Source organism: Streptomyces endophytica, from assembly GCF_026153355.1.
Taxonomy (GTDB): Bacteria; Actinomycetota; Actinomycetes; order Streptomycetales; family Streptomycetaceae; genus Streptomyces; species Streptomyces endophytica.
On the sequence record NZ_CP110636.1, the window covers coordinates 2,428,530 to 2,449,483 of the forward strand.

Below are 20,954 nucleotides of genomic sequence, written 5' to 3' on the forward strand. Positions count from 1 at the left end.
GGGCTCCCCCTCCCCCCCCGCCCCACCCCCCCCCTAACCCCCCGCCGCGCTCTTGTCCTGCTGTACGGCGTGGTGGACGGCGCGGGACGTCCAGCACTCCTTGACCAGGCCGCGCAGGGCACGCCGGTGCGGGCGTCCGGCTGCGCCGGGCAGGAGCCTGGCGTCCAGGTCGCAGGCCGCCACCTGCGCGGCCAGCAGCCGGTCACGCCACCCGGGCAGCCCGGCCTCGACGGCTGCCGTGAAGCGGGCCCGGGCCGGACCGGTGAGGTCCACCGGCCCCACGGGGAACCGTTCGTACGGGAACAGGCCCAGCGCCCGGTGGGTCTCCCTGCGCAGCGCGCCGCGCTTCTCCAGCACGCGCAGGCACAGCTCCTGCAGGGGCCGGCCGGCGCCGTGTACCCAGCGGTGCGCCTTGACGCCCTTGCCGCCCTTGGCCGGGGCGGGCAGTGCCGCCAGCGTGCCGTCCCCTATCGCGTTGCCGAGCGGCAGCGGATTGATCACCGTGATCCGGTCGCCGCGCTCCACGGTGATCCGCCCGGCCGCCTCCAGGTCCGCCAGCGCCGCGCCGGCCAGCCCGTAGTGCAGGTACTTCGGGTTGGTCAGGGGGCGGCCGCGCACCGGGTCGAGGCCGAGGAGGAGCAGTTCCTCGGGGAGGCTGAGCGGGGTGCCGGTCATGTCGCGTCGCGGGCCGGGACCGTGGGCGCGGGCAGGATGCGGCCGGTGACCTCGCCCAGACCGATCCGGGCGCCGTCCGGGCCGGGCGCCCAGGCGGTGAGGGTGACCTCGTCGCCGTCCTGGAGGTACGGGCCCTTGCCCTGGGTGAGTTCGAGCAGGCAGCCGAGCTGGTCGGGTTCCGGGCCGGAGACCGTGCCGGAGGCGAACAGATCACCGGTGCGCAGCGAGGCGCCGTTGACGGTCATATGGGCCAGCTGCTGGGCGGCGGTCCAGTACATGGCGGAGAAGGGCGGGCGGGAGATCGTCTCGTCATTGATCCGCACCTCGATACGGATGTCGATGCCGCCCGGTTCCACGCCTGCGTCGTCGAGGTAGGGCAGCAGCGGGTGGTCGCGGGTGGGCGGGGGCGTACGGGCGTGGTCGAGGGCGTCGAGCGGGGTGATCCAGGCGGAGACGGAGGTGGCGAAGGACTTGCCCAGGAACGGGCCGAGCGGCATGTACTCCCAGGCCTGGATGTCGCGGGCGGACCAGTCGTTGACGAGGCAGACGCCGAAGACGTGGTCGCGGAAGGTGTCGAGGCCGACGGGCTCGTGGAGGGCCGAGGGGGTGCCGACGACGAAGCCGATCTCGGCCTCGATGTCGAGGCGGGTGGACGGGCCGAAGACGGGGGCGTCGTCCGTGGCGGTCTTGTGCTGCCCGTTGGGCCGGACGACCGGGGTGCCGGTGGCGACGACGGTGCCCGCGCGGCCGTGGTAACCGATCGGCAGATGCTTCCAGTTGGGCGGCAGGGCCGCGCCGTTGGGGCGGAAGATCCGGCCGACGTTCGTGGCGTGGTGCTCGCTGGAGTAGAAGTCGACGTAGTCGGCGACCTCGAAGGGGAGGTGCAGGGTGACCTCGGCGAGCGGGTGGAGCAGCGGGGCGACCTCGTCGCGGTGCGCGGGGTCGGTGACCGCGCTGTGGACGGCCGCGCGGATCTGCTGCCATACGGGCCGGCCGGCCGCCAGCAGCGGGTTGAGGGTGGGTGCGGTGAGCAGCTCGGCGTGCGGGTGGATGGCGGCGGGCAGGGCGCTGGGCAGTGCGCTCAGGTCGAGGACGTGACTGCCGTAGCGGACGCCGATCCGGTGTTGTCCGGGTGCGTCGGTGGTGCTGAAGACGCCGTAGGGGAGGTTGTGCGGGCCGAAGGGGTCGCCTTCCGCCAGGTCGAACGGGCTCTGCTCGGGCATGGACAGCTCCTCGCGTTCGTCGTCGCCGGTGAGCGGCCGGGCCGGCCGGGGCGAGGGGCCCCGGGCCGGTGGCTCGGTGATCAGAGTACGGCTGGGGGCGTCGCGGCGAAGGAGCCTGTGGATAACTTCCGAAAGGCGTGGTCGGCGCGGTGAACGGCGGGACGGGAACGGCCCGCGTACGGCTCGGGAAGGCCCCTCGGACGGCCCCGTGGGCATGCCGGGGTGGCGGACGGCGCGGGGAGGGCGACGGCGGGGGCGCGGGACCGGCCCGAGTCGGAGGGGAGGGGGACAAGGCGGGGCGGCACGGCGCGTCGGGCCGGTGGGGGAGTGAACGGCGCGGGGCGGGGCGGGGCGGCGGGCGGGCACTCGATGCCGCACGCCCCAAGTCCTGGCAATGTCCTGAAAAGCCTTGCCGCACTGCGCAATTCGGGCCTAACTTCCTGTGCTGGCACGGGCCGGGGCGGGACCGTTCCGAGGGGGGACACGTGGCTCGCAGTGGCGCACGGCTCGCGGTCGACCGGAGCGTTCCGGGCCTGATCGTGAAGATCGGGGCGTACCCCCTGCATCACGGCGGTGTGGGTGCCATCCGCAGTCTGGGGCGGCTGGGCGTCCCCATGTACGCGGTGACGGAGGACCGTTTCACGCCGGCCGCGGCCTCCCGCTATCTGTGCGGCCGCTTCGTCTGGCCGACCACGGGCCGCGAGGAGCCGGAGCGGCTGGTCGCCGGGCTGCTGCGGATCGGGCGCCGGATCGGCCGGCCGGCGGTGCTGCTGCCCACCGACGACGAGGCAGCGGTGCTGATCGCCGAGCATGCCGAAGCGCTCGCCGGATCGTTTCTGTTCCCCCGTCCGGCACCTGGCCTGCCGCGGCGGCTGGCCAGCAAACAGGGGCTGCACGAACTGTGCGCCGCGCACGGCGTCCCGTCACCGGCCGCCGTCTTCCCCGCGTCGTACGCGGACGTCGAAGCGTACGCCGGGCGGGCGCGGTTCCCCGTGGTGGCGAAGAACCGGGAGGCGTTCGTCCGGCGCAGCCGGCCCGCGGTCGCCGGCACCACCCGGATCGCGGGGCCGGAGCACCTGCTGGATCTGGCCCGGGACTGGGGCCCGCGGCCCGCCGTGGTCCTGCAGGAGTACCTGCCGCGGGAGCAGGCCGAGGACTGGATCGTGCACGCCTGCTTCGCGGCGGACGGCGCGCCGCTGGCACTGTTCACCGGGGTCAAGGTGCGCTCGTGGCCGCCGCACGCGGGCATGACGGCCTGCGCGTGGGTGGTCGACAATCCCGAACTGGCGCGGCAGGCCGCGCGGTTCGCCCGCCGGATCGGGTTCTCCGGGACCGCCGACCTGGACTGGCGGTTCGACCGGCGCGACGGCCGGTACAAGCTGCTGGACTTCAACCCCCGTATGGGCGCGCAGTTCCGGCTGTTCGAAACCACGGCGGGCGTCGATGTCGTCCGCGCCCAGCATCTGCACCTCACGGGGCGCGTCGTTCCCGGGGCGTCCAGCGGGCGGGGCGCCGCTTCGTCGTCGAGAACGTCGATCTGCCGGCCCGTTTCGCCTACGGGCGCGGCGGTGGCCGTGGGCCGCACGTACCGGCGCGCCGGCGCGGGACCGAGACGGCGTGGTTCGCCGCCGACGATCCGCTGCCGTTCCTCACCATGCTGGCGCGGTCCGCCGTGCCGGGCGCCCGGCATCTGTGGCAGCTGCACCGGGCGGCCCGCCGGGCGGCCACCCCGCCCCTGGGGCGCGAGGCGCCATCACCGAAGCACCAGCCACCCCCGAAGCACGAGGCACCACCTGGGCGCGAGGCACCACCGAGGCAAGGGGAGGAACCGCAGTGAGCACTCCGGTAGCGGTCATCGGGGCCGGTCCCTACGGTCTGTCGGCGGCGACCCATCTGCGGGCGCAGGGCGTGCCGGTGCGGGTCTTCGGCCGCCCGATGGCCAGCTGGCAGGAGCAGATGCCCGCGGGCATGCTGCTGAAATCGACGCCCGCGGCGTCCGGCATCGACGTCCCCCTGGAGGGCCACACCCTCGCCGACTACTGCGCCGCGGCGGGCGAGCCGCGGTACGAGTCGGACTGGGACCTGCTGCCCGTCGGGACGTTCGTCCGTTACGGGCGGTGGGTGCAGCGGCGGCTGCTGCCCGATGTGGAGCAGGTCCGGGTGGTGTCGGTGGACAGGCGGGCGGACGGTTTCGAGCTCAAGCTGGACAGCGGTGAACAGGTGGGCGCCCGGGCCGTGGTCGTCGCCACCGGGCTGAGCGGGCTGGCGCATCTGCCCCGCCGGCTGGCCGCCGCGGTCCCGGACGGGCCGTCCGCCACTGGCCCGGTCTCGCACAGCTCCCAGCACCACGACCTGGCGGCGCTGGCCGGCCGGGAGGTGGTCGTGGTCGGTGCCGGTCAGTCGGCGCTGGAGAGCGCGGTCCTGCTCGCCGAGGCGGGCGCGGCGTCCGTGCGGGTCGTGGCGCGCGGGCCCGCCGCGGTGGGCTTCGGGGCGCCGCCGGACCGCCAGCCGCGGCTGCGGCCCGCCTCGCCGTTCGGCAACGCCTGGTCGCTGTACGCGCTGACGCACCACGCCGGGGCGTTCCGGTTCCTGCCGCCGCCGGTGCGGCGCGCCCTGGTGCGGCGGGTGCTCGGTCCGCTCGGCGCGTGGTGGCTCCGGGACCGGTTCACCGGGCGGGTACAGGTCACGCAGGGGCGGCGGATCGTACGGGCCACGGTCCGCGACGGCCGCCCCGTACTGGCGCTGCGGGGCGCCGACGGGCACGGGGGTGAGCTGGCCGCGGACCATGTGCTGGCGGCGACCGGCTACCGGATGGACCTGGCGGCGCTGGACTTCCTCGGGCCGGGGCTGCGCACCGGGGTTGTCGCGCGGGCCGGCGGTCCTCTTCTGGACGCCGGGTTCGGTTCGTCGGTACCGGGGCTGTACTTCACGGGGCTGCCGGCCGCCGCGTCGTTCGGCCCGGTGATGCGCTTCGTGTGCGGGACGGCCTTCGCCGGGCCGCGGCTGGCCAGGGCGGTGGCGCGGGCATACGGCTGACGGTCCGTGGGAGGCCGGCGGCGTCGCGTCGCCGGTGCGGTGCGCGGGTCGCGAAGATGGCTGAAGTGCGTGTGGTCCGGGTGGATATCCGGCTCCTCGGTGGCCCCTGTGTCTGCTGGGGTTTACGGGGTTCTGTCGGCCTCCGCCGGGCCGGTACTCCGATGTCAAAGCCGCGCCAAAACGTGATCAACGGTGATCAACAAGGTGTCGGGTCGGGGGTTGCTGTGCTTCCCGGGCGGTTCGGGGGGCGGGCGCTCATGGTGATCGAACTGCGACCGGATACGCTGGCCAATGGTGGAGACAGCGACAGATCGACATTCAGTTTGATCGTCAGCAGACAGGAGTACCCCTCGTGACCGTCGTCGGGCCCTTCGGGCTGAGCGTGCGGGACCAGGCTCTTGAGGCCGATGTCCAGGCCGGGTTGGCGGCTGTCGAGGAGGGCCTGCTGGAGGCCACCAAGAGCGACGTGCCGTTCATCACCGAAGCCGCGCAGCATCTCGTGCGCGCGGGCGGCAAGCGGTTCCGGCCGCTGCTGGTGATGCTGGCCGCCCAATTCGGTGACCCCCACAGCCCGGGCGTGGTGCCCTCCGCCGTCGTCGTGGAGCTCACGCACCTGGCGACGCTCTACCACGACGACGTGATGGACGAGGCGGAAGTGCGCCGCGGGGTGGCCAGCGCCAACGCCCGCTGGGGCAACTCCGTCGCGGTGCTGACCGGCGACTTCCTCTTCGCCCGCGCCTCGCACATCCTCGCCGACCTCGGGCCGGAGGCCGTCCGGATCCAGGCCCAGGCGTTCGAGCGCCTGGTGACCGGCCAGATCCTGGAGACCGCCGGACCGCGCGACGGCCGCGACCCCATCGACCACTACCTCGACGTCCTCGCGGGCAAGACCGGCTCGCTCGTGGCCGTCGCCTGCCGCTTCGGCGCCATGATGTCGGGCGCCCAGGAGTCCACGGCCAACATCCTCACCCAGTACGGCGAGCGGCTGGGCACCGCCTTCCAGCTGGCCGACGACGTCCTGGACATCGCCAGCGACTCGCACGAATCGGGCAAGACGCCCGGTACGGACCTCCGCGAGGGCATCCCGACGCTGCCGGTGCTGCGGCTGCGGGCCCGCGCCGAGAGCGACGCCGGCACGCCCGAGGACCGGGCGCTGTGCGAACTGCTCGCCGGCGACCTCACCGACGACGTCCGGCACGCCGAGGCGCTCGCCGGGCTGCGCGCCCACCCGGCGCTCGAAGAGGCCCGCCGGGACACCGTCCGCTACGCGGAGGAAGCCCGCGCGACGCTGGCCCCGCTCCCGGCGTGCACGTCCAAGGCGGCCCTGGAAGGCCTCTGCGACGCGGTGGTCCACCGAGCGGGCTGACACCCCCTAAGGGTTCGCCCCCCTCTCCTCAGGGTTCGGTCAACCCCAGGTCGTACGGGTTCCGTCGTGTGATGACCGGGCGTCATACCTCAGCAGTAGGACGAGTTGGACCCGCGGGCTGACGCGATGCGCCGCGCGAATTGGTGAGATGGAGAACACCACAGCGCGGCGGTCAGGCCACAATGAGCCCCAGGGGAGGGCGAGTGGACAGCTCGACGGCCGCCGCAGACGACGGAGGTAGGCAGATGCCACGGTACGAACCGACAGAGGTCACCGACGAAGCGGACGGGGGGCACTCCCCGAGGCGTCGGAAAGCGGTGCGGTACGCCGTGCCGGTCGCGGTGGCGGGGGTGGCGGCGGCGACGATCGGACTGGTCCCGGCATTCGCCGGCTCGGGTTCCCCGGACCTGCCGAAGATCTCGGCCCAGGACCTCATAGCCAAGATCGCCAAGTCGGACGTCCAGCAGCTGTCCGGCACGGTCCGGGTCAGCACGGACCTCGGCCTGCCGGCCCTGCCGGGCGGTGCCGCGGCCGGCGGCTTCGGCGGAGGCCAGGGCGGCGAGAAGGGTGAGCACGGCCAGGACGACGGCGCGTCCGCGTCGCCCCAGAGCAAGCTGATGGAGCTGGCGTCCGGCGCGCACACGCTCCGCGTCGCCGCCGACGGCCCGAGAAGCAGCGGGTGTCCATCGTCGACAAGGCCGCCGAATACAGCCTCGTCCACAACGGCAACGAGGTCTGGGCGTACGACAGCGGCAGCAACACCGCGGTGCACAGCACCGCACCCGAAGACGGCCGACACGGCACGCACAAGCGGTCCCCCGAGGGCCTTCCGGGCGACCTGAAGAACGCCACCCCGCAGGACCTGGCGAAGAAGGTCCTCCAGGCTGCCGGTGACACCACCTCGGTCACCGTCGACGGCACCGCCAGGGTCGCCGGACGGGACGCCTACCAGCTGCTGATCAAGCCCAAGCAGGCCGCCTCGACGGTCGGCTCGATCCGGGTCGCGGTGGACGCCGACAACGGCGTCCCGCTGAAGTTCACCCTGACCCCGAAGAGCGGCGGCGCGGCCGCCATCGACGTCGGCTACACCAACGTCGACTTCGCCAAGCCGGCCGCGGACCTCTTCTCCTTCACGCCGCCCAAGGGCGCCAAGGTCGTCGACGGCGACAAGCAGCGGGCGACGGCGCAGCGCGAACACGGCAAGAAGTTCAAGGACTTCGGGTCCCGCAAGGACACGAAGGACCCGCGGAAGGACTTCGGCGGGCTGAACGTCCTCGGCAAGGGCTGGACGTCCATCGCCACGATCAAGGGCACCGGCGCGGGACTGCCCTCCGGCAAGGACCGGGCCTCCGGTGACGCCGGGAAGTTCCTGGACAGCTTCGGCGAGAAGGTCAGCGGGTCGTTCGGCTCCGGCCGGATGTTCAGCACCCGCCTGGTCAACGCCCTGATAACGGACAACGGCACGGTCTACGTCGGTGCCGTCGACAAGCAGGCCCTGATCCACGCGGCCGACGCCGCGAAGTAACGGGCCCCGTCAGCGCGGGACCGCCGTGCCGCCCGTCGGGGCGGTGCGGTGGCCCGTGGCCCAGCCGCACGACATGGGGGAGCCGATGCCCAAGCAGCCCGCCACGGGCCCCGACGGCGCGCGCCCGCCCACCCGCGGCTCCGGCCCGGCCGGTACGCCCGCGCCCGGTCCCGGGGTGCCGTCCGCAGGGGAGTGGGCGATCGAGACGCGGGGGCTGACCAAGGCGTACCGAGGGGGGCAGCTCGCGGTCGAGGGGCTCGATCTGGTCGTGCCGCGCGGCAGCGTCTTCGGGTTCCTCGGTCCCAACGGCTCCGGCAAGACCACCACCATCAGGATGCTGATGGGCCTGATCGACGCGACCGCCGGCAGCGCGAGGGTGCTCGGGCAGCCGATGCCCGCCGCGGGCCGCCGGGTGCTGCCCAAGGTGGGAGCGCTCATCGAGGGCCCGGCGCTCTACGGCTTCCTCAGCGGCCGGGACAACCTCCGGCGCTTCGACGCCGCCGACCCGGACGCCGACCCGCGCACCCGCGACGCGCGGGTGGGCCACGCCCTGGAGCGGGTCGGCCTGGGGGCGGCGGCCGGGAAGAAGGCGCGGGCCTACTCCCTCGGCATGAAGCAGCGGCTCGGCCTGGCCGCGGCGCTGCTGCGGCCCCGCGAGCTGCTGGTGCTCGACGAGCCGACCAACGGCCTGGACCCGCAGGGCATGCGGGAGATCCGTTCGCTGGTCCGCGAGCTGGCCGCGGACGGCACCACGGTCTTCCTCTCCTCACACCTCCTCGACGAGATCGAGCAGGTCTGCACCCACGCGGCGGTGATGGCCCGTGGCCGGCTGATCACCCAGGGCACGGTCGCGGACCTCTCCACGACCGTCCTCGGCTCGCGCGGCCCCGGCCGGCTGACGGTCACCACCCCGGACCCGGCGGACGCGGTCCGGGTTCTGAAGGAGCACGGTCTGACCGGCCTGCAGATCACCGACGACCGGGTCACGGGCGAGCTGCCGGAAGCCGACGACGGGGCCGGCCCGCCCGAGCTCGCCGACCTCAACGCCGCGCTGGTGCACGCCGGGGTCCGGGTGCGCGGTTTCGGCACCGAACGGGCCACGCTGGAGGACATTTTCGTGCAGCTGACCGGGGAGGGCTTCGATGTCGCAGGCTGAGGGCGTGCTGCGCCGACCCCGACCGCTGTGGTCGCTGGGCCTGCTGCGCAGCGAGATCACCATGACCTTCCGGCGCTGGCGGACCCTCGCGCTGCTGGCGGTGCTCGCAGGCGTGCCGGTGCTGGTCGGCATCGCCGTCAAGATCGAGACGGGGGACGGCGGTCCGGGCGGCGGGGGCGGCCAGGGCGGCCCGGCGTTCATCTCCCAGGTCACCCACAACGGCCTCTTCCTGGTGTTCACCTCGCTCGCGGTGACGCTGCCGTTCTTCCTGCCGATGTCCATCGGCGTGATCGCCGGGGACTCCCTGGCCGGGGAGGCCCACGGCGGCACCCTGCGCTACCTCCTCGTCGCGCCCGCCGGCCGGACCCGCCTGCTGCTGGTCAAATACGCCACCACCCTGACGTTCTGCCTGGTCGCCACCTTGGTCGTGGCGCTCTCCGCGCTGATCACCGGGGCGCTGCTCTTCCCGCTGGGCGAGGTCACCCTGCTGTCCGGGACGTCCATATCCTTCGGCGAGGGGCTGCTGCGGGCGCTGGCCATCGCCGTCGTGGTGGCGCTGTCCCTGATCGGCGTGGCCGCCGTGGGCCTGTTCATCTCGGCGCTCACCAGCAGCGGTATCGCCGCGATGGCGACCACGGTCGGCCTGCTGATCACCGTGCAGATCCTGGACACCATCCCGCAGCTCAGCGCCGTCCAGCCGTATCTCTTCCCGCACTACTGGCTGTCGTTCGCCGACCTGCTCCGGGACCCGGTCTACTGGGACCAGCTGCAGAAGAACCTCGGACTGCAGGCGCTCTACGCCGCGGTGTTCGGCTCGGCGGCCTGGGCGCGGTTCACCACCCGCGACATCACGGCGTAGGACCGGTGGCGTCCGCCGGACCGGGGCCCGCCTGCGCGGTCCGGGCCGCCCGGGCCTCTTCCGCGGCCGCCCGGGCCAGTTCCGCGGCCGCCTCGCCCGCGCGGGCGGCGGCGTCGGCCAGCTGGGCCCGGGCCCGCCGCGCCGTACGCAGCGCGTCCCAGGTCAGCACGGCCAGCGCGACCCACACCAGCCCGAAGCCGGCCCAGCGTTCGGCCGGCATCTCCTCGTGGAAGACGGTGAGGCCCAGCACGAACTGGAACGTCGGCGCCAGGTACTGCATCATCCCGATCACGGTCAGCGGCAGCCGGACCGCCGAGGCGCCGAAGCAGATCAGCGGCACCGCGGTCGCGACCCCGCAGCCGGCCAGCAGCAGCGCCTGGCCCACCCCGCCGCTGACGAACGCCGACTCGCCGCGCGTCCCCAGATAGATCAGGAAGCCCAGCGCGGGCAGCAGCTGCATCGCCGTCTCGGCGCTGAAGCCCTCGATGCCGTCGAGCTTGATGCCCTTCTTGACCAGCCCGTACGTCGCGAACGTAAAGGCCAGGCCGAGCGCGATCCAGGGCATCTTGCCGTAGGCGACGGTCATCACGACGACGGCGAGGGCGCCGACGCCCACCGCCGTCCACTGCAGCGGCCGCAGTCGCTCGCGCAGGAAGATCACGCCGAAGGCGATGCTGACCAGCGGGTTGATGAAGTAGCCGAGCGACGCCTCCAGGACGTGACCGGCGTTGACCGCCCAGATGTAGAGGAACCAGTTCGTCGAGATCACCACGGCGCAGACCAGCACCAGCCCCAGCCGCCTGGGCTGCCGCAGCAGCGGACGTATCCAGGCCCAGCGGCGCGTCGCGGCCAGGATGACGACCGCGACGGGCAGCGACCACGCCATGCGGTGCGCCAGGATCTCCGACGGCGAGGCCGCGTCCAGCAGATGCCAGTAGAGGGGCAGCAGGCCCCACATGGTGTAGGCGGCGATGCCGAAGACGAGGCCGGCGCGCTGATCGCTTCGAGACTGCAAGGAGCCCTCCTGGTTGTGCTGCGCCGGCTCGGTGACGGTCGCCCCTGTTGAAGGTAGCGCCGGACCGGGCCGCGTGTCATGTGTGTATGCAAAAAACGGTGATGACAGGCGACGTCGCAGGTCGGCCGCGGACGCGGGGGCGGGACGCGCGCGGGCGGCCGCGGGCCGTCCGGGGTCCGGGCCGTCGCGGGGCTTCCCGGCCGCCCGCCCCGCGGCCGCGCAGGCCCGTTCAACCCTCCAGCCGCGCCAGTGCCTCCGCGAGGGCCTCGGTGATCGGGGTGGTCGGGCGGCCGATGAGCCGGGAGAGGTCGCCGGGGGTGGACGCCAGTTCCCCGCGCGCGATCCCGGCGTCCGCCTCGGCCGCCATCCGCGCGCCCAGCGCCGGCATGCCCGACTCGATCATCCGGGCCACGTACTCCTTCTGCGGCAGATCGCGGTACGGGATCCGGCGGCCGGTCCGCCGGGACACCTCGGCGGCGTACTCGGCCATCGACCAGGCGGTGTCGCCGCTCAGCTCGTAGACGGTGTTCTCGTGACCGGTGCCGGTGAGCACCACGGCGGCCGCCTCGGCGTAGTCCCGGCGCGCGGCGGTGGCCACCCGGCCCTCGCCGGCACAGCCGAACACCGCGCCGTTCTTGAGCGTGGTGGCCAGCGCCCCGGTGTAGTCCTCGTGGCACCAGCCGTTGCGCAGCAGGCAGTACGGCACACCCGAGGCGAGCAGCGCCTGTTCGGTGGCGAGGTGCTCCTCGGCGAGGGTGAAGGTCGCGGTGGGCCCGCCCAGCACGCTGGTGTACGCCAGCAGCGCCACGCCGGCCTCCCGGGCGGCGTCGATCACCGTGCGGTGCTGGGTGACCCGCTGCCCGGCCTCGCTCCCGGAGACCAGCAGCACCCGGTCGCCGGCCGCGAAGACGTCCTCCAGGGTCTCGGGCCGGCCGTAGTCCGCGGTCCTGATCCCGACGCCGCGCGCCTCCAGATCGACGGCCCTGGCCGGGTCCCGGGCGAGGCCGACGATGCCGGCCGGGGCGGTGCGGGTGAGCAGTTCCTCGATGACGAGCCGGCCGAGCGCTCCGGTGGCGCCGGTGACGACGATGCCCATGTTCTGCCCCCTGGTTCGGAGGCCGCCAGCATGGCACCCGTACCGGACGTGCAGAAGGGACGCGCCGGAAGCCGGGCCGAAGCGGCGGGTGCCCGCAGGGGGCGCCGTACGACGCCTCTCCTACGGGCACCCGGCGAGAGGCCCTCAGCAGGCCCTCAGCAGTTCCTCGGGCAGGTCCTCAGCCGACGACCGTCCAGGTGTCCGTGCCGCTGAGCAGGGCGGACAGGTCGCCCTTGCCCTTCTGGTCGACGGCGGTGTCCAGCTGGTCGGCCATCAGCGTGTCGTAGACCGGCCGGTCGACGTTGCGCAGCACACCGATGGGGGTGTGGTGCAGCGTGTCGGGGTCGGCGAGCCGGGACAGCGCGAAGGCCGTGGTGGGCGAGGGGCTGTGGGCGTCGTGCACCAGCACGCCGTCCGCGCCCTCCTCCCGGACGTCGATGACCTTGAGGTCGCCGGTGGCCGGGTCGCGGACCACGCCCTTGACGCCGAGACCGTCCTCGGCCGGCGCGCCGAAGCGGATCGGCTGGCCGTGCTCCAGGCGGATGACGGCCTCCTGGGCCTGCTCCTTGTCCTTGAGCACCTCGAAGGCGCCGTCGTTGAAGATGTTGCAGTTCTGGTAGATCTCGACCAGGGCCGTGCCGGGGTGGTCGGCGGCGGCGCGCAGCACCGAGGTGAGGTGCTTGCGGTCGGAGTCGACCGTGCGGGCCACGAAGGTCGCCTCGGCGCCGAGGGCCAGCGAGACCGGGTTGAACGGCGCGTCCAGCGAGCCCATCGGGGTCGACTTGGTGATCTTGCCGACCTCGGAGGTGGGGCTGTACTGGCCCTTGGTCAGGCCGTAGATCCGGTTGTTGAACAGCAGGATCTTGAGGTTGACGTTGCGCCGCAGGGCGTGGATGAGGTGGTTGCCGCCGATGGAGAGCGCATCGCCGTCACCCGTGACCACCCACACGGACAGATCGCGCCGCGAGGACGCCAGGCCGGTGGCGATGGCCGGGGCGCGGCCGTGGATGGAGTGCATCCCGTAGGTGTTCATGTAGTACGGGAAGCGGGAGGAGCAGCCGATGCCGGAGACGAAGACGATGTTCTCCTTCGCCAGGCCGAGCTCGGGCATGAAGCCCTGCACGGCGGCGAGGACGGCGTAGTCACCGCAGCCGGGGCACCAGCGCACTTCCTGGTCGGACTTGAAGTCCTTCATGGATTGCCTGGCCTCGGCCTTGGGCACCAGGGAGAGCGCCTCGGGGTGCGAGGCCCGCTCCGAGATCGTCTCAGTCATTGATGGCCTCCTTAAAGACCTCCGCGAGCTGCTCGGCCTTGAACGGCATTCCGCTGACCTGGGTGTGCGACCGCGCGTCGACGAGGTACTTGGCGCGCAGCAGGGTGGCGAGCTGTCCGAGGTTCATCTCCGGCACGATCACCTTGTCGTAACGCGCCAGCACCTCGCCGAGATTCCGCGGGAAGGGGTTGAGGTGGCGCAGATGGGCCTGCGCGATGCGCTCCCCTGCGCCCCGTACGCGCCGTACCGCGGCGGTGATCGGGCCGTACGTCGAGCCCCAGCCCAGGACGAGGGTGCCGGCGCCGCGGCCGCCCTCGTCGGTGGGGTCGTCGACCTCGATGTCGGGGACCTCGATGCCGTCCACCTTCGCCTGGCGGGTGCGCACCATGAAGTCGTGGTTGGCCGGGTCGTAGGAGATGTTGCCGGTGCCGTCCTGCTTCTCGATGCCGCCGATGCGGTGCTCCAGGCCCGGCGTGCCGGGGATGGCCCAGGGGCGCGCGAGGGTCTGCTCATCGCGCTTGTAGGGCCAGAACACCTCGGTGCCGTCCACCGCGACGTGGTTGGGGCCGGAGGCGAACTGCACGCGCAGGTCGGGGAGTTCGGCGACGTCGGGGATCCGCCAGGGCTCGGAGCCGTTGGCCAGGTAGCCGTCGGAGAGCAGGAAGACCGGGGTGCGGTACGTCAGCGCGATGCGGGCCGCCTCCAGTGCCGCGTCGAAGCAGTCGGCGGGCGTCCTGGGCGCCACGATCGGCACCGGCGCCTCGCCGTTGCGCCCGTACATCGCCTGCAGCAGGTCGGCCTGCTCCGTCTTGGTCGGCAGACCCGTCGACGGGCCGCCGCGCTGGATGTCGACGATCAGCAGCGGCAGTTCGAGGCTGACCGCGAGCCCGATGGTCTCGGACTTCAGGGCCACGCCCGGGCCGGAGGTGGTCGTCACCGCCAGCGAGCCGCCGAACGCCGCGCCCAGCGCCGCGCCGATGCCGGCGATCTCGTCCTCCGCCTGGAACGTCCGCACACCGAAGTTCTTGTGCTTGGACAGCTCGTGCAGGATGTCGGAGGCCGGGGTGATCGGGTACGAGCCCAGGTACAGCGGCAGATCGGCCTGCTGGGAGGCGGCGACCAGGCCGTAGGACAGCGCGAGGTTGCCGGAGATGTTGCGGTAGGTGCCGGTCGGGAACGCCTTGGTGGCCGGCGCGACCTCGTAGGAGACCGCGAAGTCCTCGGTCGTCTCGCCGAAGTTCCAGCCGGCCCGGAAGGCGGTGACGTTCGCCTCCGCGATGTCCGGCTTCTTGGCGAACTTGTCCCGCAGGAACTTCTCGGTGCCCTCGGTCGGACGGTGGTACATCCACGAGAGCAGACCCAGCGCGAACATGTTCTTGCTGCGCTCGGCCTCCTTGCGGGAGAGCCCGAAATCCTTGAGCGCCTCGATGGTCAGCGTCGTCAGCGGCACCGGGTGGACGTTGTACGCCGAGAGCGAGCCGTCCTCCAGCGGGCTGGTCGCGTAGCCGACCTTCGCCATCGGGCGCTTGGTGAACTCGTCGGTGTTGACGATGATCTCCGCGCCCCGCGGGACGTCCGGGAGGTTCGCCTTCAGCGCGGCCGGGTTCATCGCGACCAGGACGTTCGGAGCGTCACCGGGCGTGAGGATGTCGTGGTCGGCGAAGTGCAGCTGGAAGCTGGAGACGCCGGGCAGGGTCCCGGCGGGGGCCCGGATCTCGGCGGGGAAGTTCGGCAGCGTCGACAGGTCGTTACCGAACGACGCCGTCTCCGATGTGAACCGGTCCCCGGTGAGCTGCATTCCGTCGCCGGAGTCACCGGCGAACCGGATGATCACCCGGTCCAGGCGCCGGACTTCTTTGCCCTCGCCGCCGCTGCCGGAGGAGCGCTGTCCCCCGACGAGCGCTGCGTCGGCCTGCTCGGCTGGGCTACTGACCTGGCTGGTCACTGCTTCGGACCTCCCTCTAAGGGGTGCGGCGTCCCCGCCGGAGGCAGGGCTCGGGACGTGTCGTACCGACCGGTTGTCCCATAACCATCGTACGTGGGTAAGGGTGACCTTCCCTGGGTCGATCACATGGTGGACGTCACCATGAGACACCGATCTGGTGCGTTTTGTCATGAAATCACCGCCCCGGTGACCCCTTCTTCATGACGCTCCGGACTTCGCCCCCGGTTCTCCGTCCCGGGGCCCGGCCCGGCGGTGAACACCCCGTGAACTGGACGTCTGACAGCCTGTCAGGCGCTCAGGAATTGAGGTAGGTCAGGACGGCGAGCACCCTGCGGTGATCCCCGTCACTCTGCGCCAGGCCCAGCTTCAGGAAGATGTTGCTGACGTGCTTCTCGACCGCGCCGTCACTGACCACCAGCTGGCGGGCGACGGCGGAGTTCGTCCGGCCCTCGGCCATCAGCCCCAGCACCTCCCGCTCGCGCGGCGTCAGATGCGCCAGCACGTCCTGCTTGCGGCTGCGGCCCAGCAACTGCGCCACCACCTCCGGGTCCAGGGCCGTACCGCCCCCGGCGACCCGCACCACCGCGTCGACGAACTCGCGGACCTCGGCCACCCGGTCCTTCAGCAGATAGCCGACGCCCCGGGTCGACCCGGCCAGCAGCTCCGTGGCGTACTGCTCCTCCACGTACTGCGAGAGCACCAGAACCCCCAGGTCGGGGTGGTCCCGGCGGAGCCGGATGGCGGCCCGTACGCCCTCGTCGGTGTGCGTCGGCGGCATCCGCACGTCCGCCACCACCACGTCCGGCAGCGCGCCCTCGTCGGCCAGCTCCCCGATCACCTTGATCAGCGCCTCGGCGTCCCCCACGCCCGCCACGACCTCGTGCCCCCGGTCGGTGAGGAGCCTGGTCAGCCCCTCCCGGAGCAGCACCGAATCCTCGGCGATGACCACCCGCACCTTGTTCTCCACGGATCGGATCCCCCATGCCTCGTACGCGCCCGTCCTGTCGGGACCCAGCATCCCAGGGTGCGGACGGAGCGGGGGAGGGAGGCGGCGTCCCGGGTGGGCGGGGGAGGCGTGGGAGAGGTGGGTGGGGGAGGCATGGGCGAGGTGGGCGGGGCTGTCGGAGGCGCGGGGCCCGGGTCAGCCGCGCCAGGGCAGCTCGGCGGTGATGTGGGTCGGGCCGCCGACCGGCGAGTCGACGATCAGCAGGCCCTCGACGGCGGTGAGGCGTTCGGCGAGTCCGGCCAGCCCGGTCCCGTCGTCCGTATGGGCGCCGCCCCGGCCGTCGTCCGTCACCAGGACCATCAGGCGGTCCCCGGTGCGCCAGACGTCCAGCGTGGCGGCGCCGGCCCGGGCGTGCTTGGAGACGTTCTGCAGCAGCTCGGAGGCGGTGAAGTACGCGATGCCCTCGATCGCCGCGGCCGGCCGGTGGTCGAGGTCCACGGTCACCGTCACCGGGACCGTGCAGCGCGCCGCCAGCGCCGACAGCGCCGGGCCCAGCCCCCGGTCGGTGAGGATCGCCGGGTGGATGCCGCGGGCCAGGTCCCGCAGCTCCTGGAGGGCGATCTTCACCTCGCCGTGCGCCTCGTCGACCATCTTCGCGGCGGCCTGCGGATCCTCCGCCAGCTTCTCCTTGGCCAGGCCCAGGTCCATCGCCAGCGACACCAGCCGGGCCTGCGCCCCGTCGTGCAGATCGCGCTCGATGCGCCGCAGGTCGGCGGCCGCGGTGTCCACCACCACGCCGCGGTCCGACTCCAGCTGCGAGACCCGGGTGGCGAGGGACGACGGCCCCAGCAGGCCCTGCACCATGACCCGGTCCACCTGGGTCAGCCCGCGGATCAGCCACGGCCCGGCCAGCACGAGCAGCAGCCCGGTCCCGCTGGCCAGCCCGACCTCCGCCGGGGTGTCGAGGTAGACGCCGTTGCCCGTGCCGTCGCCCCACAGCTGGATGCCCGGCTGCCCCAGGTAGGCGGAGAAGGTCCACCGCCACAACGGGTACGTCAGCAGCGTCCAGCCGAGCGTCCAGAACGTCAGCGAGAAGACGAAGGCGAAGATCGCCCACGGGAAGTGCAGCAGGCAGTAGAGGAGGTGCCGCCAGGACACCCCGCTCTTCAGGACGGCCCCGATCCACGCCATCAGACCCGGTTTCGCGGGACGCACCGGCTCCGGGGTGGCCACCTCCAGCCCCAGCAGCGCCCGGGCCCGCGCCCGCTCCAGGGCGCCCAGCCCCCGCGCGCCGGCCAGACCGCCGGCCAGCACCGGGATGCCGAGGAACGTGACCAGCAGGCCGGCGCCGACCGTGATCACCCCGATCGCGTAGACGAACATCAGGCAGGCGATCGGATAGCTGAGGAAGAGGTACAGGAACTCCCGCCAGGTGCGCCCGGAGACGGGGGCACGCAGCGCCACGGGTACCCGGGAGGGACGGGGGTGGGGGCGGGGCTGCGGGGTGTATGCGGATTCCATCGTCTCGTCGTCCGTTCTGCCGGGTGGCCGTTTCTGCCGGGTGGCCGTTCTGCCGTTCTGCCGGGTGGCCGGGTGGGCGTGCCGCCATGGGCCGTGGGGCCACGGGGCAATGGGCCGTGGGGCCGTCGCGTTCGCCGTGACCAGCGTCCGCGACCCGCCCGCCCCGCACCATGAGGCTGCTCGCAGTCCGTTCCGGGGGTTTTCCCCACCCCGGGGCCGCGGGTCGGGGGCGCTCCGCTGCTCAGTGGTGTTACTCCGGGGCCGCGGGTCGGGGGCGCTCCGCTGCTCGGCGGGCGTTACCCGGGCCGCGGGTCGGGGGCGGTCGGACGGCCCGCCGCTCAGCGGCGTTTACGTGCCGGCTCCGGGCGGGTCCCGGACGCGGCCCGCCCGGCCCCGGAAGACGGCCCCGCGCCGGCGCCCGGCCGGGCCCGCCAGGGCAGTTCCGCGGTCACCCGGGTGGGGCCGCCGGCCGGTGAGCTCAGCAGGAAAAGCCCGTCCACCGACCCCAGCCGCTCGGCCAGCCCCGCCAGCCCGCTGCCGCCGTCCAGCCGCGCTCCGCCCGTCCCGTCGTCCACGACCTGGATCAGCAGCCGGTCCGCGGACCGCCACACCTCGACGGACGCCTGCCGGGCCGTGCTGTGCTTGGAGACGTTCTGCAGCAGCTCCGAGACGGTGAAGTACGCGATGCCCTCGATCGCCGGCGCGGGCCGCTCGGCCAGATCCACCGCCACCGTCGCCGGCACCGTGCAGCGCCCGGCCAGCGAGGCCAGGGCCGGCCCCAGCCCGCGGTCGGTCAGGATCGCCGGGTGGATGCCGCGGGCCAGGTCCCGCAGCTCCTGCAGCGCCAGCTTCACCTCGCCGTGCGCCTCGTCCACCATCGCCGCCACGGTCTCGTCGGCCTGCCCCTCCAGCAGTTTCTCCTTCGCCAGGCCCAGACCCATCGCGAGCGCGACCAGCCGGGCCTGCGCACCGTCGTGGAGGTCCCGTTCGATACGCCGCAGATCGGCGGCCGCGGTGTCGGTGACCGTCATCCGGTCAGCCTCCAGTTCGGCGATCCGCCGCTCCAGCTCGTCCGAGGGCGACAGCAGTCCGCGCACCATCGCCCGGTCCACGTTCGCCAGCCCGCGCGCCACCCAGGGCAGCACCGGCCAGCCCACGAAGAGCGAGACCAGCACGACCGCGAAGGTGAGCACGGACCACGGCAGCCGGACGAACGCGAACAGCGCGTGCCGCCAGGCGACCGGGTCTTTCAGACCCGTCCACAACCACGGGAACACCCCCTGGTCGCGCGGACGCAGCGGGCTCGGCTCGGCGACCCGCACCCCGAGCAGCGCCCGCGCCCGGGCCCGCTCCAGCCTCCCGTACCGGCGGCACGCCTTCAGGCCGAGAGCCAGCAGCGGCAGACCGATGACGGTCACCGACAGCCCGGTGCCCAGCGTCAGCCACACCACCAGCACCGCGAACGCCGCGACGCCCAACGGCAAGTTGGCCAGCAGATGGCCGATCTCCCGCCAGGTCACGGCGTCGAACGGGGCGCGCGGCGGCGGAGGTGACACCTCGTCAGAGGTGTCGTCGGCGGCACGGGGTCGGGAACTCACGGTCATGCGCCCAGCCTGCCCGGCCGCGGCCCGCCGTGCCATGGGGTGGCCGGAGCAGGGGCGGTGGGGTTTTCCCCACCCCGCGTGCCGGACGGCGGGCCGGGCGACGGGTCGCCCCGCGGCTCGTGCGGCGGACCTTCCCGCAGGTCATCGGCACGACGTGGGGAGCGAGCGGGAAGGCGACCCGATCCGCGACCCGGTACGGGGCGTTGGTGCAGGTTGATGCCGGTCTCGTTATCCACAGCGGTGGACACGGCGCGCCGGCGGGACCTTATTGTGTGGCGATGCACAACGGGAGGGGCGAGTGGCGATGGCGCGGGGCGACGACGGCCTGGTAGTGACGCCGGAATCCGCCGTACGGCAGCCGGCTGACGCGGCGCCGCACACCACCGGCACGGTGGCCGCCTCCCTCGACGTCCGCGGCTGGGGTTGGGGCGACCGCAGCAGGACGTGGACGGCGGCGACGTCGAGCGTGCTGCTCGCGGCGGTCGCCGGAGTCTGGGCGCACAGCTGGTTCGGGGACGGTGCCGCCCTGGTGGCCGGTATCGCCGCCGTCGTGGCCGCCGGGGCCGGAGCGGCCGTCGGTGCGCTCGCCGGGAGGGACGGACAGCGCGCCCCGGGTGCCGTACGGAGCGGGCAGCACGCCCCCGCGGCCGCCCTGTTGCTGCTCGGCGGCACCCTCGGGGTCACCGCCGCCTGGCAGGCCGCCCCTGGTGGCGGCGCCCGGCTCGCCGCCGTCGGCCTCACCGCCGCGGCCGTGCTCGCGCTCCTCGGACTCTGCACGGCCGCGGGCCGCGCCGCCCTGACGGGCGCCGCGTCGGTCGCGCTCGCGGTCGGCGCGTGGGAGCTGGGGCTGGCGCTGACCACCCCCGCCCGTACGGGAGTTGCGCTCGCCTTCGTCTCCGTACTGGTCCTCGGATACCTCCCCCGGCTCGCCCTGATGACGGCAGGGCTGACCCGGCTCGACGACCAGCGCTCCGGCGGCACCCCGGTCAGCCGCCACCAGGTGGGGGCCGCCCTCGGCGGCGCACACCGGGAGCTCTCCCTGGCCACGGTGGCGACGGCCGTCTCGGCGGGCGCGGGCGGGGTGCTCGCGGTGCAGACCCCCGGCCTGTGGACGGTGCTCGCAGCGCTGCTGCTGAGCGTCGTGCTGTGCTCGCGGGCGCGGGCGTACCCCCTGGCGGTGGAGGTCGTCGCGCTGCTCGCGGCCGGCCTCGCGACAGCCGTCCGGCTGATCCTGCTCTGGGCCACCGACGGCGGCGCCCCGGCGTTCGCGCTGGCCGCCCTCGGAGTGCTGGCGGTGCTGCCCGCCGTGGTCCCGGCGATACGGGTGCCGGAGCCGCTGCGCACCCGGCTGCGGCGCTGGCTGGACCTGGTCGAGTCGGTGAGCGTGGCGGCACTCATCCCGGTGGCCCTGGGCGCCTTCGGGCTCTACGGCCTCCTCTTCGGCGCGTCCTGACCCGGAGGGATGACGGCATGTCGGCTTCGGGAGCGCCTACGGGCGGGCCTATGGGCGGGCCCACGGGGACGCTGGGGGATGCGGGTGCGGGGGCGGACGGTCGCCCGCGGACGGATGCGCGTGCGGGAGCGGATGCGGGCTTGCGGACGGATGCGGGCACGTATCAGGGGACGGGGGCACGGAGAGCCGGGGGAGCTGGGGGAGCGGGGGAGTACGGGGCCGGGACCGGATGGGAAGCAGGAGGGGACGTGGACGCGGTGA

At 73.5% G+C, this 20,954-nt stretch carries 14 protein-coding genes and 2 pseudogenes; 7 read left to right on the forward strand and 9 right to left on the reverse strand.

Annotation, left to right across the window (positions count from 1 at the left end):
- Nucleotides 1-33: 33 nt before the first annotated feature.
- Both OJ254_RS10950 and fahA read right to left on the reverse strand, forming a co-directional pair.
- The gene (locus OJ254_RS10950) at nt 34-675 is read right to left on the reverse strand and encodes a GOLPH3/VPS74 family protein (protein ID WP_265362184.1); all 642 of its coding nucleotides are present in this window, start codon (nt 673-675) and stop codon (nt 34-36) included.
- Nucleotides 672-1,898: a fumarylacetoacetase gene (gene fahA, locus OJ254_RS10955; RefSeq protein WP_265362185.1), complete on the reverse strand. Its 1,227-nt coding sequence runs from the start codon at nt 1,896-1,898 to the stop codon at nt 672-674. Before fahA ends, OJ254_RS10950 begins: the two co-directional genes overlap by 4 nt.
- Before the next feature lie 485 nt (nt 1,899-2,383).
- Here fahA and OJ254_RS10960 point away from each other — a divergent pair.
- The 6 genes and pseudogenes from OJ254_RS10960 (at nt 2,384) to OJ254_RS10985 (ending at nt 9,840) form a co-directional block, all read left to right on the forward strand.
- Nucleotides 2,384-3,735: pseudogene (locus OJ254_RS10960) on the forward strand (carboxylate--amine ligase).
- Nucleotides 3,732-4,934, forward strand: a complete 1,203-nt coding sequence (locus OJ254_RS10965) for an FAD-dependent oxidoreductase (RefSeq protein WP_265362186.1) — start codon at nt 3,732-3,734, stop codon at nt 4,932-4,934. Before OJ254_RS10960 ends, OJ254_RS10965 begins: the two are co-directional and overlap by 4 nt.
- 352 nt (nt 4,935-5,286) lie before the next feature.
- Nucleotides 5,287-6,300 carry a polyprenyl synthetase family protein gene (locus OJ254_RS10970; RefSeq protein WP_265362187.1) on the forward strand — a complete coding sequence of 338 codons (1,014 nt, stop codon included), beginning with the start codon at nt 5,287-5,289 and terminating at the stop codon, nt 6,298-6,300.
- A gap of 245 nt (nt 6,301-6,545) precedes the next feature.
- Nucleotides 6,546-7,825: pseudogene (locus tag OJ254_RS10975) on the forward strand (LolA family protein).
- An 85-nt stretch (nt 7,826-7,910) separates the two neighbouring features.
- Entirely contained in the window at nt 7,911-8,981 is a 1,071-nt protein-coding gene (locus OJ254_RS10980; protein ID WP_265365118.1) for an ABC transporter ATP-binding protein, read from the forward strand.
- The gene (locus OJ254_RS10985; protein WP_265362188.1) at nt 8,968-9,840 is read left to right on the forward strand and encodes an ABC transporter permease; all 873 of its coding nucleotides are present in this window, start codon (nt 8,968-8,970) and stop codon (nt 9,838-9,840) included. The genes OJ254_RS10980 and OJ254_RS10985 overlap by 14 nt, the downstream gene beginning before the upstream one ends.
- On the opposite strand, the gene rarD is transcribed toward OJ254_RS10985, so the two are convergent.
- The 7 genes from rarD to OJ254_RS11020 form a co-directional block, all read right to left on the reverse strand.
- Entirely contained in the window at nt 9,830-10,855 is a 1,026-nt protein-coding gene (rarD, locus tag OJ254_RS10990) for an EamA family transporter RarD (protein ID WP_265362189.1), read from the reverse strand. The genes OJ254_RS10985 and rarD overlap by 11 nt on opposite strands.
- A 229-nt stretch (nt 10,856-11,084) precedes the next feature.
- Nucleotides 11,085-11,951, reverse strand: a complete 867-nt coding sequence (locus tag OJ254_RS10995) for an SDR family oxidoreductase (RefSeq protein WP_265362190.1) — start codon at nt 11,949-11,951, stop codon at nt 11,085-11,087.
- 178 nt (nt 11,952-12,129) lie between these two features.
- Nucleotides 12,130-13,224: a 2-oxoacid:ferredoxin oxidoreductase subunit beta gene (locus OJ254_RS11000; protein WP_265362191.1), complete on the reverse strand. Its 1,095-nt coding sequence runs from the start codon at nt 13,222-13,224 to the stop codon at nt 12,130-12,132.
- Complete coding sequence (locus OJ254_RS11005) at nt 13,217-15,169, reverse strand: 2-oxoacid:acceptor oxidoreductase subunit alpha (protein ID WP_265362192.1); 1,953 nt, start codon at nt 15,167-15,169, stop codon at nt 13,217-13,219. The genes OJ254_RS11000 and OJ254_RS11005 overlap by 8 nt, the downstream gene beginning before the upstream one ends.
- A 295-nt stretch (nt 15,170-15,464) precedes the next feature.
- Nucleotides 15,465-16,124, reverse strand: coding sequence for a response regulator transcription factor (locus OJ254_RS11010; RefSeq protein WP_265365119.1), 660 nt, complete (start codon nt 16,122-16,124; stop codon nt 15,465-15,467).
- Nucleotides 16,125-16,310: 186 nt separating this feature from the next.
- Nucleotides 16,311-17,636 (reverse strand): sensor histidine kinase, encoded by a 1,326-nt coding sequence (locus OJ254_RS11015; RefSeq protein ID WP_265362193.1) that lies wholly within the window; start codon nt 17,634-17,636, stop codon nt 16,311-16,313.
- 338 nt (nt 17,637-17,974) lie between these two features.
- Nucleotides 17,975-19,240: a sensor histidine kinase gene (locus OJ254_RS11020; protein ID WP_265362194.1), complete on the reverse strand. Its 1,266-nt coding sequence runs from the start codon at nt 19,238-19,240 to the stop codon at nt 17,975-17,977.
- 304 nt (nt 19,241-19,544) lie between these two features.
- Here OJ254_RS11020 and OJ254_RS11025 point away from each other — a divergent pair, with 304 nt between their 5' ends.
- Nucleotides 19,545-20,693 (forward strand): secretion protein snm4, encoded by a 1,149-nt coding sequence (locus OJ254_RS11025; protein ID WP_265365120.1) that lies wholly within the window; start codon nt 19,545-19,547, stop codon nt 20,691-20,693.
- The last annotated feature ends 261 nt before the right edge of the window (nt 20,694-20,954 follow it).

Coding starts and splice junctions, on each gene's coding strand:
- OJ254_RS10985 (WP_265362188.1), top strand. CDS start 8,968: ATGTCGCAGGCTGAGGGCGTGCTGCGCCGACCCCGACCGCTGTGGTCG.
- OJ254_RS10995 (WP_265362190.1), bottom strand. CDS start 11,951: ATGGGCATCGTCGTCACCGGCGCCACCGGAGCGCTCGGCCGGCTCGTC.
- OJ254_RS11015 (WP_265362193.1), bottom strand. CDS start 17,636: ATGGAATCCGCATACACCCCGCAGCCCCGCCCCCACCCCCGTCCCTCC.
- fahA (WP_265362185.1), bottom strand. CDS start 1,898: ATGCCCGAGCAGAGCCCGTTCGACCTGGCGGAAGGCGACCCCTTCGGC.
- OJ254_RS10950 (WP_265362184.1), bottom strand. CDS start 675: ATGACCGGCACCCCGCTCAGCCTCCCCGAGGAACTGCTCCTCCTCGGC.
- OJ254_RS11025 (WP_265365120.1), top strand. CDS start 19,545: ATGGCGCGGGGCGACGACGGCCTGGTAGTGACGCCGGAATCCGCCGTA.
- OJ254_RS11020 (WP_265362194.1), bottom strand. CDS start 19,240: ATGACCGTGAGTTCCCGACCCCGTGCCGCCGACGACACCTCTGACGAG.
- OJ254_RS11000 (WP_265362191.1), bottom strand. CDS start 13,224: ATGACTGAGACGATCTCGGAGCGGGCCTCGCACCCCGAGGCGCTCTCC.
- OJ254_RS10980 (WP_265365118.1), top strand. CDS start 7,911: ATGCCCAAGCAGCCCGCCACGGGCCCCGACGGCGCGCGCCCGCCCACC.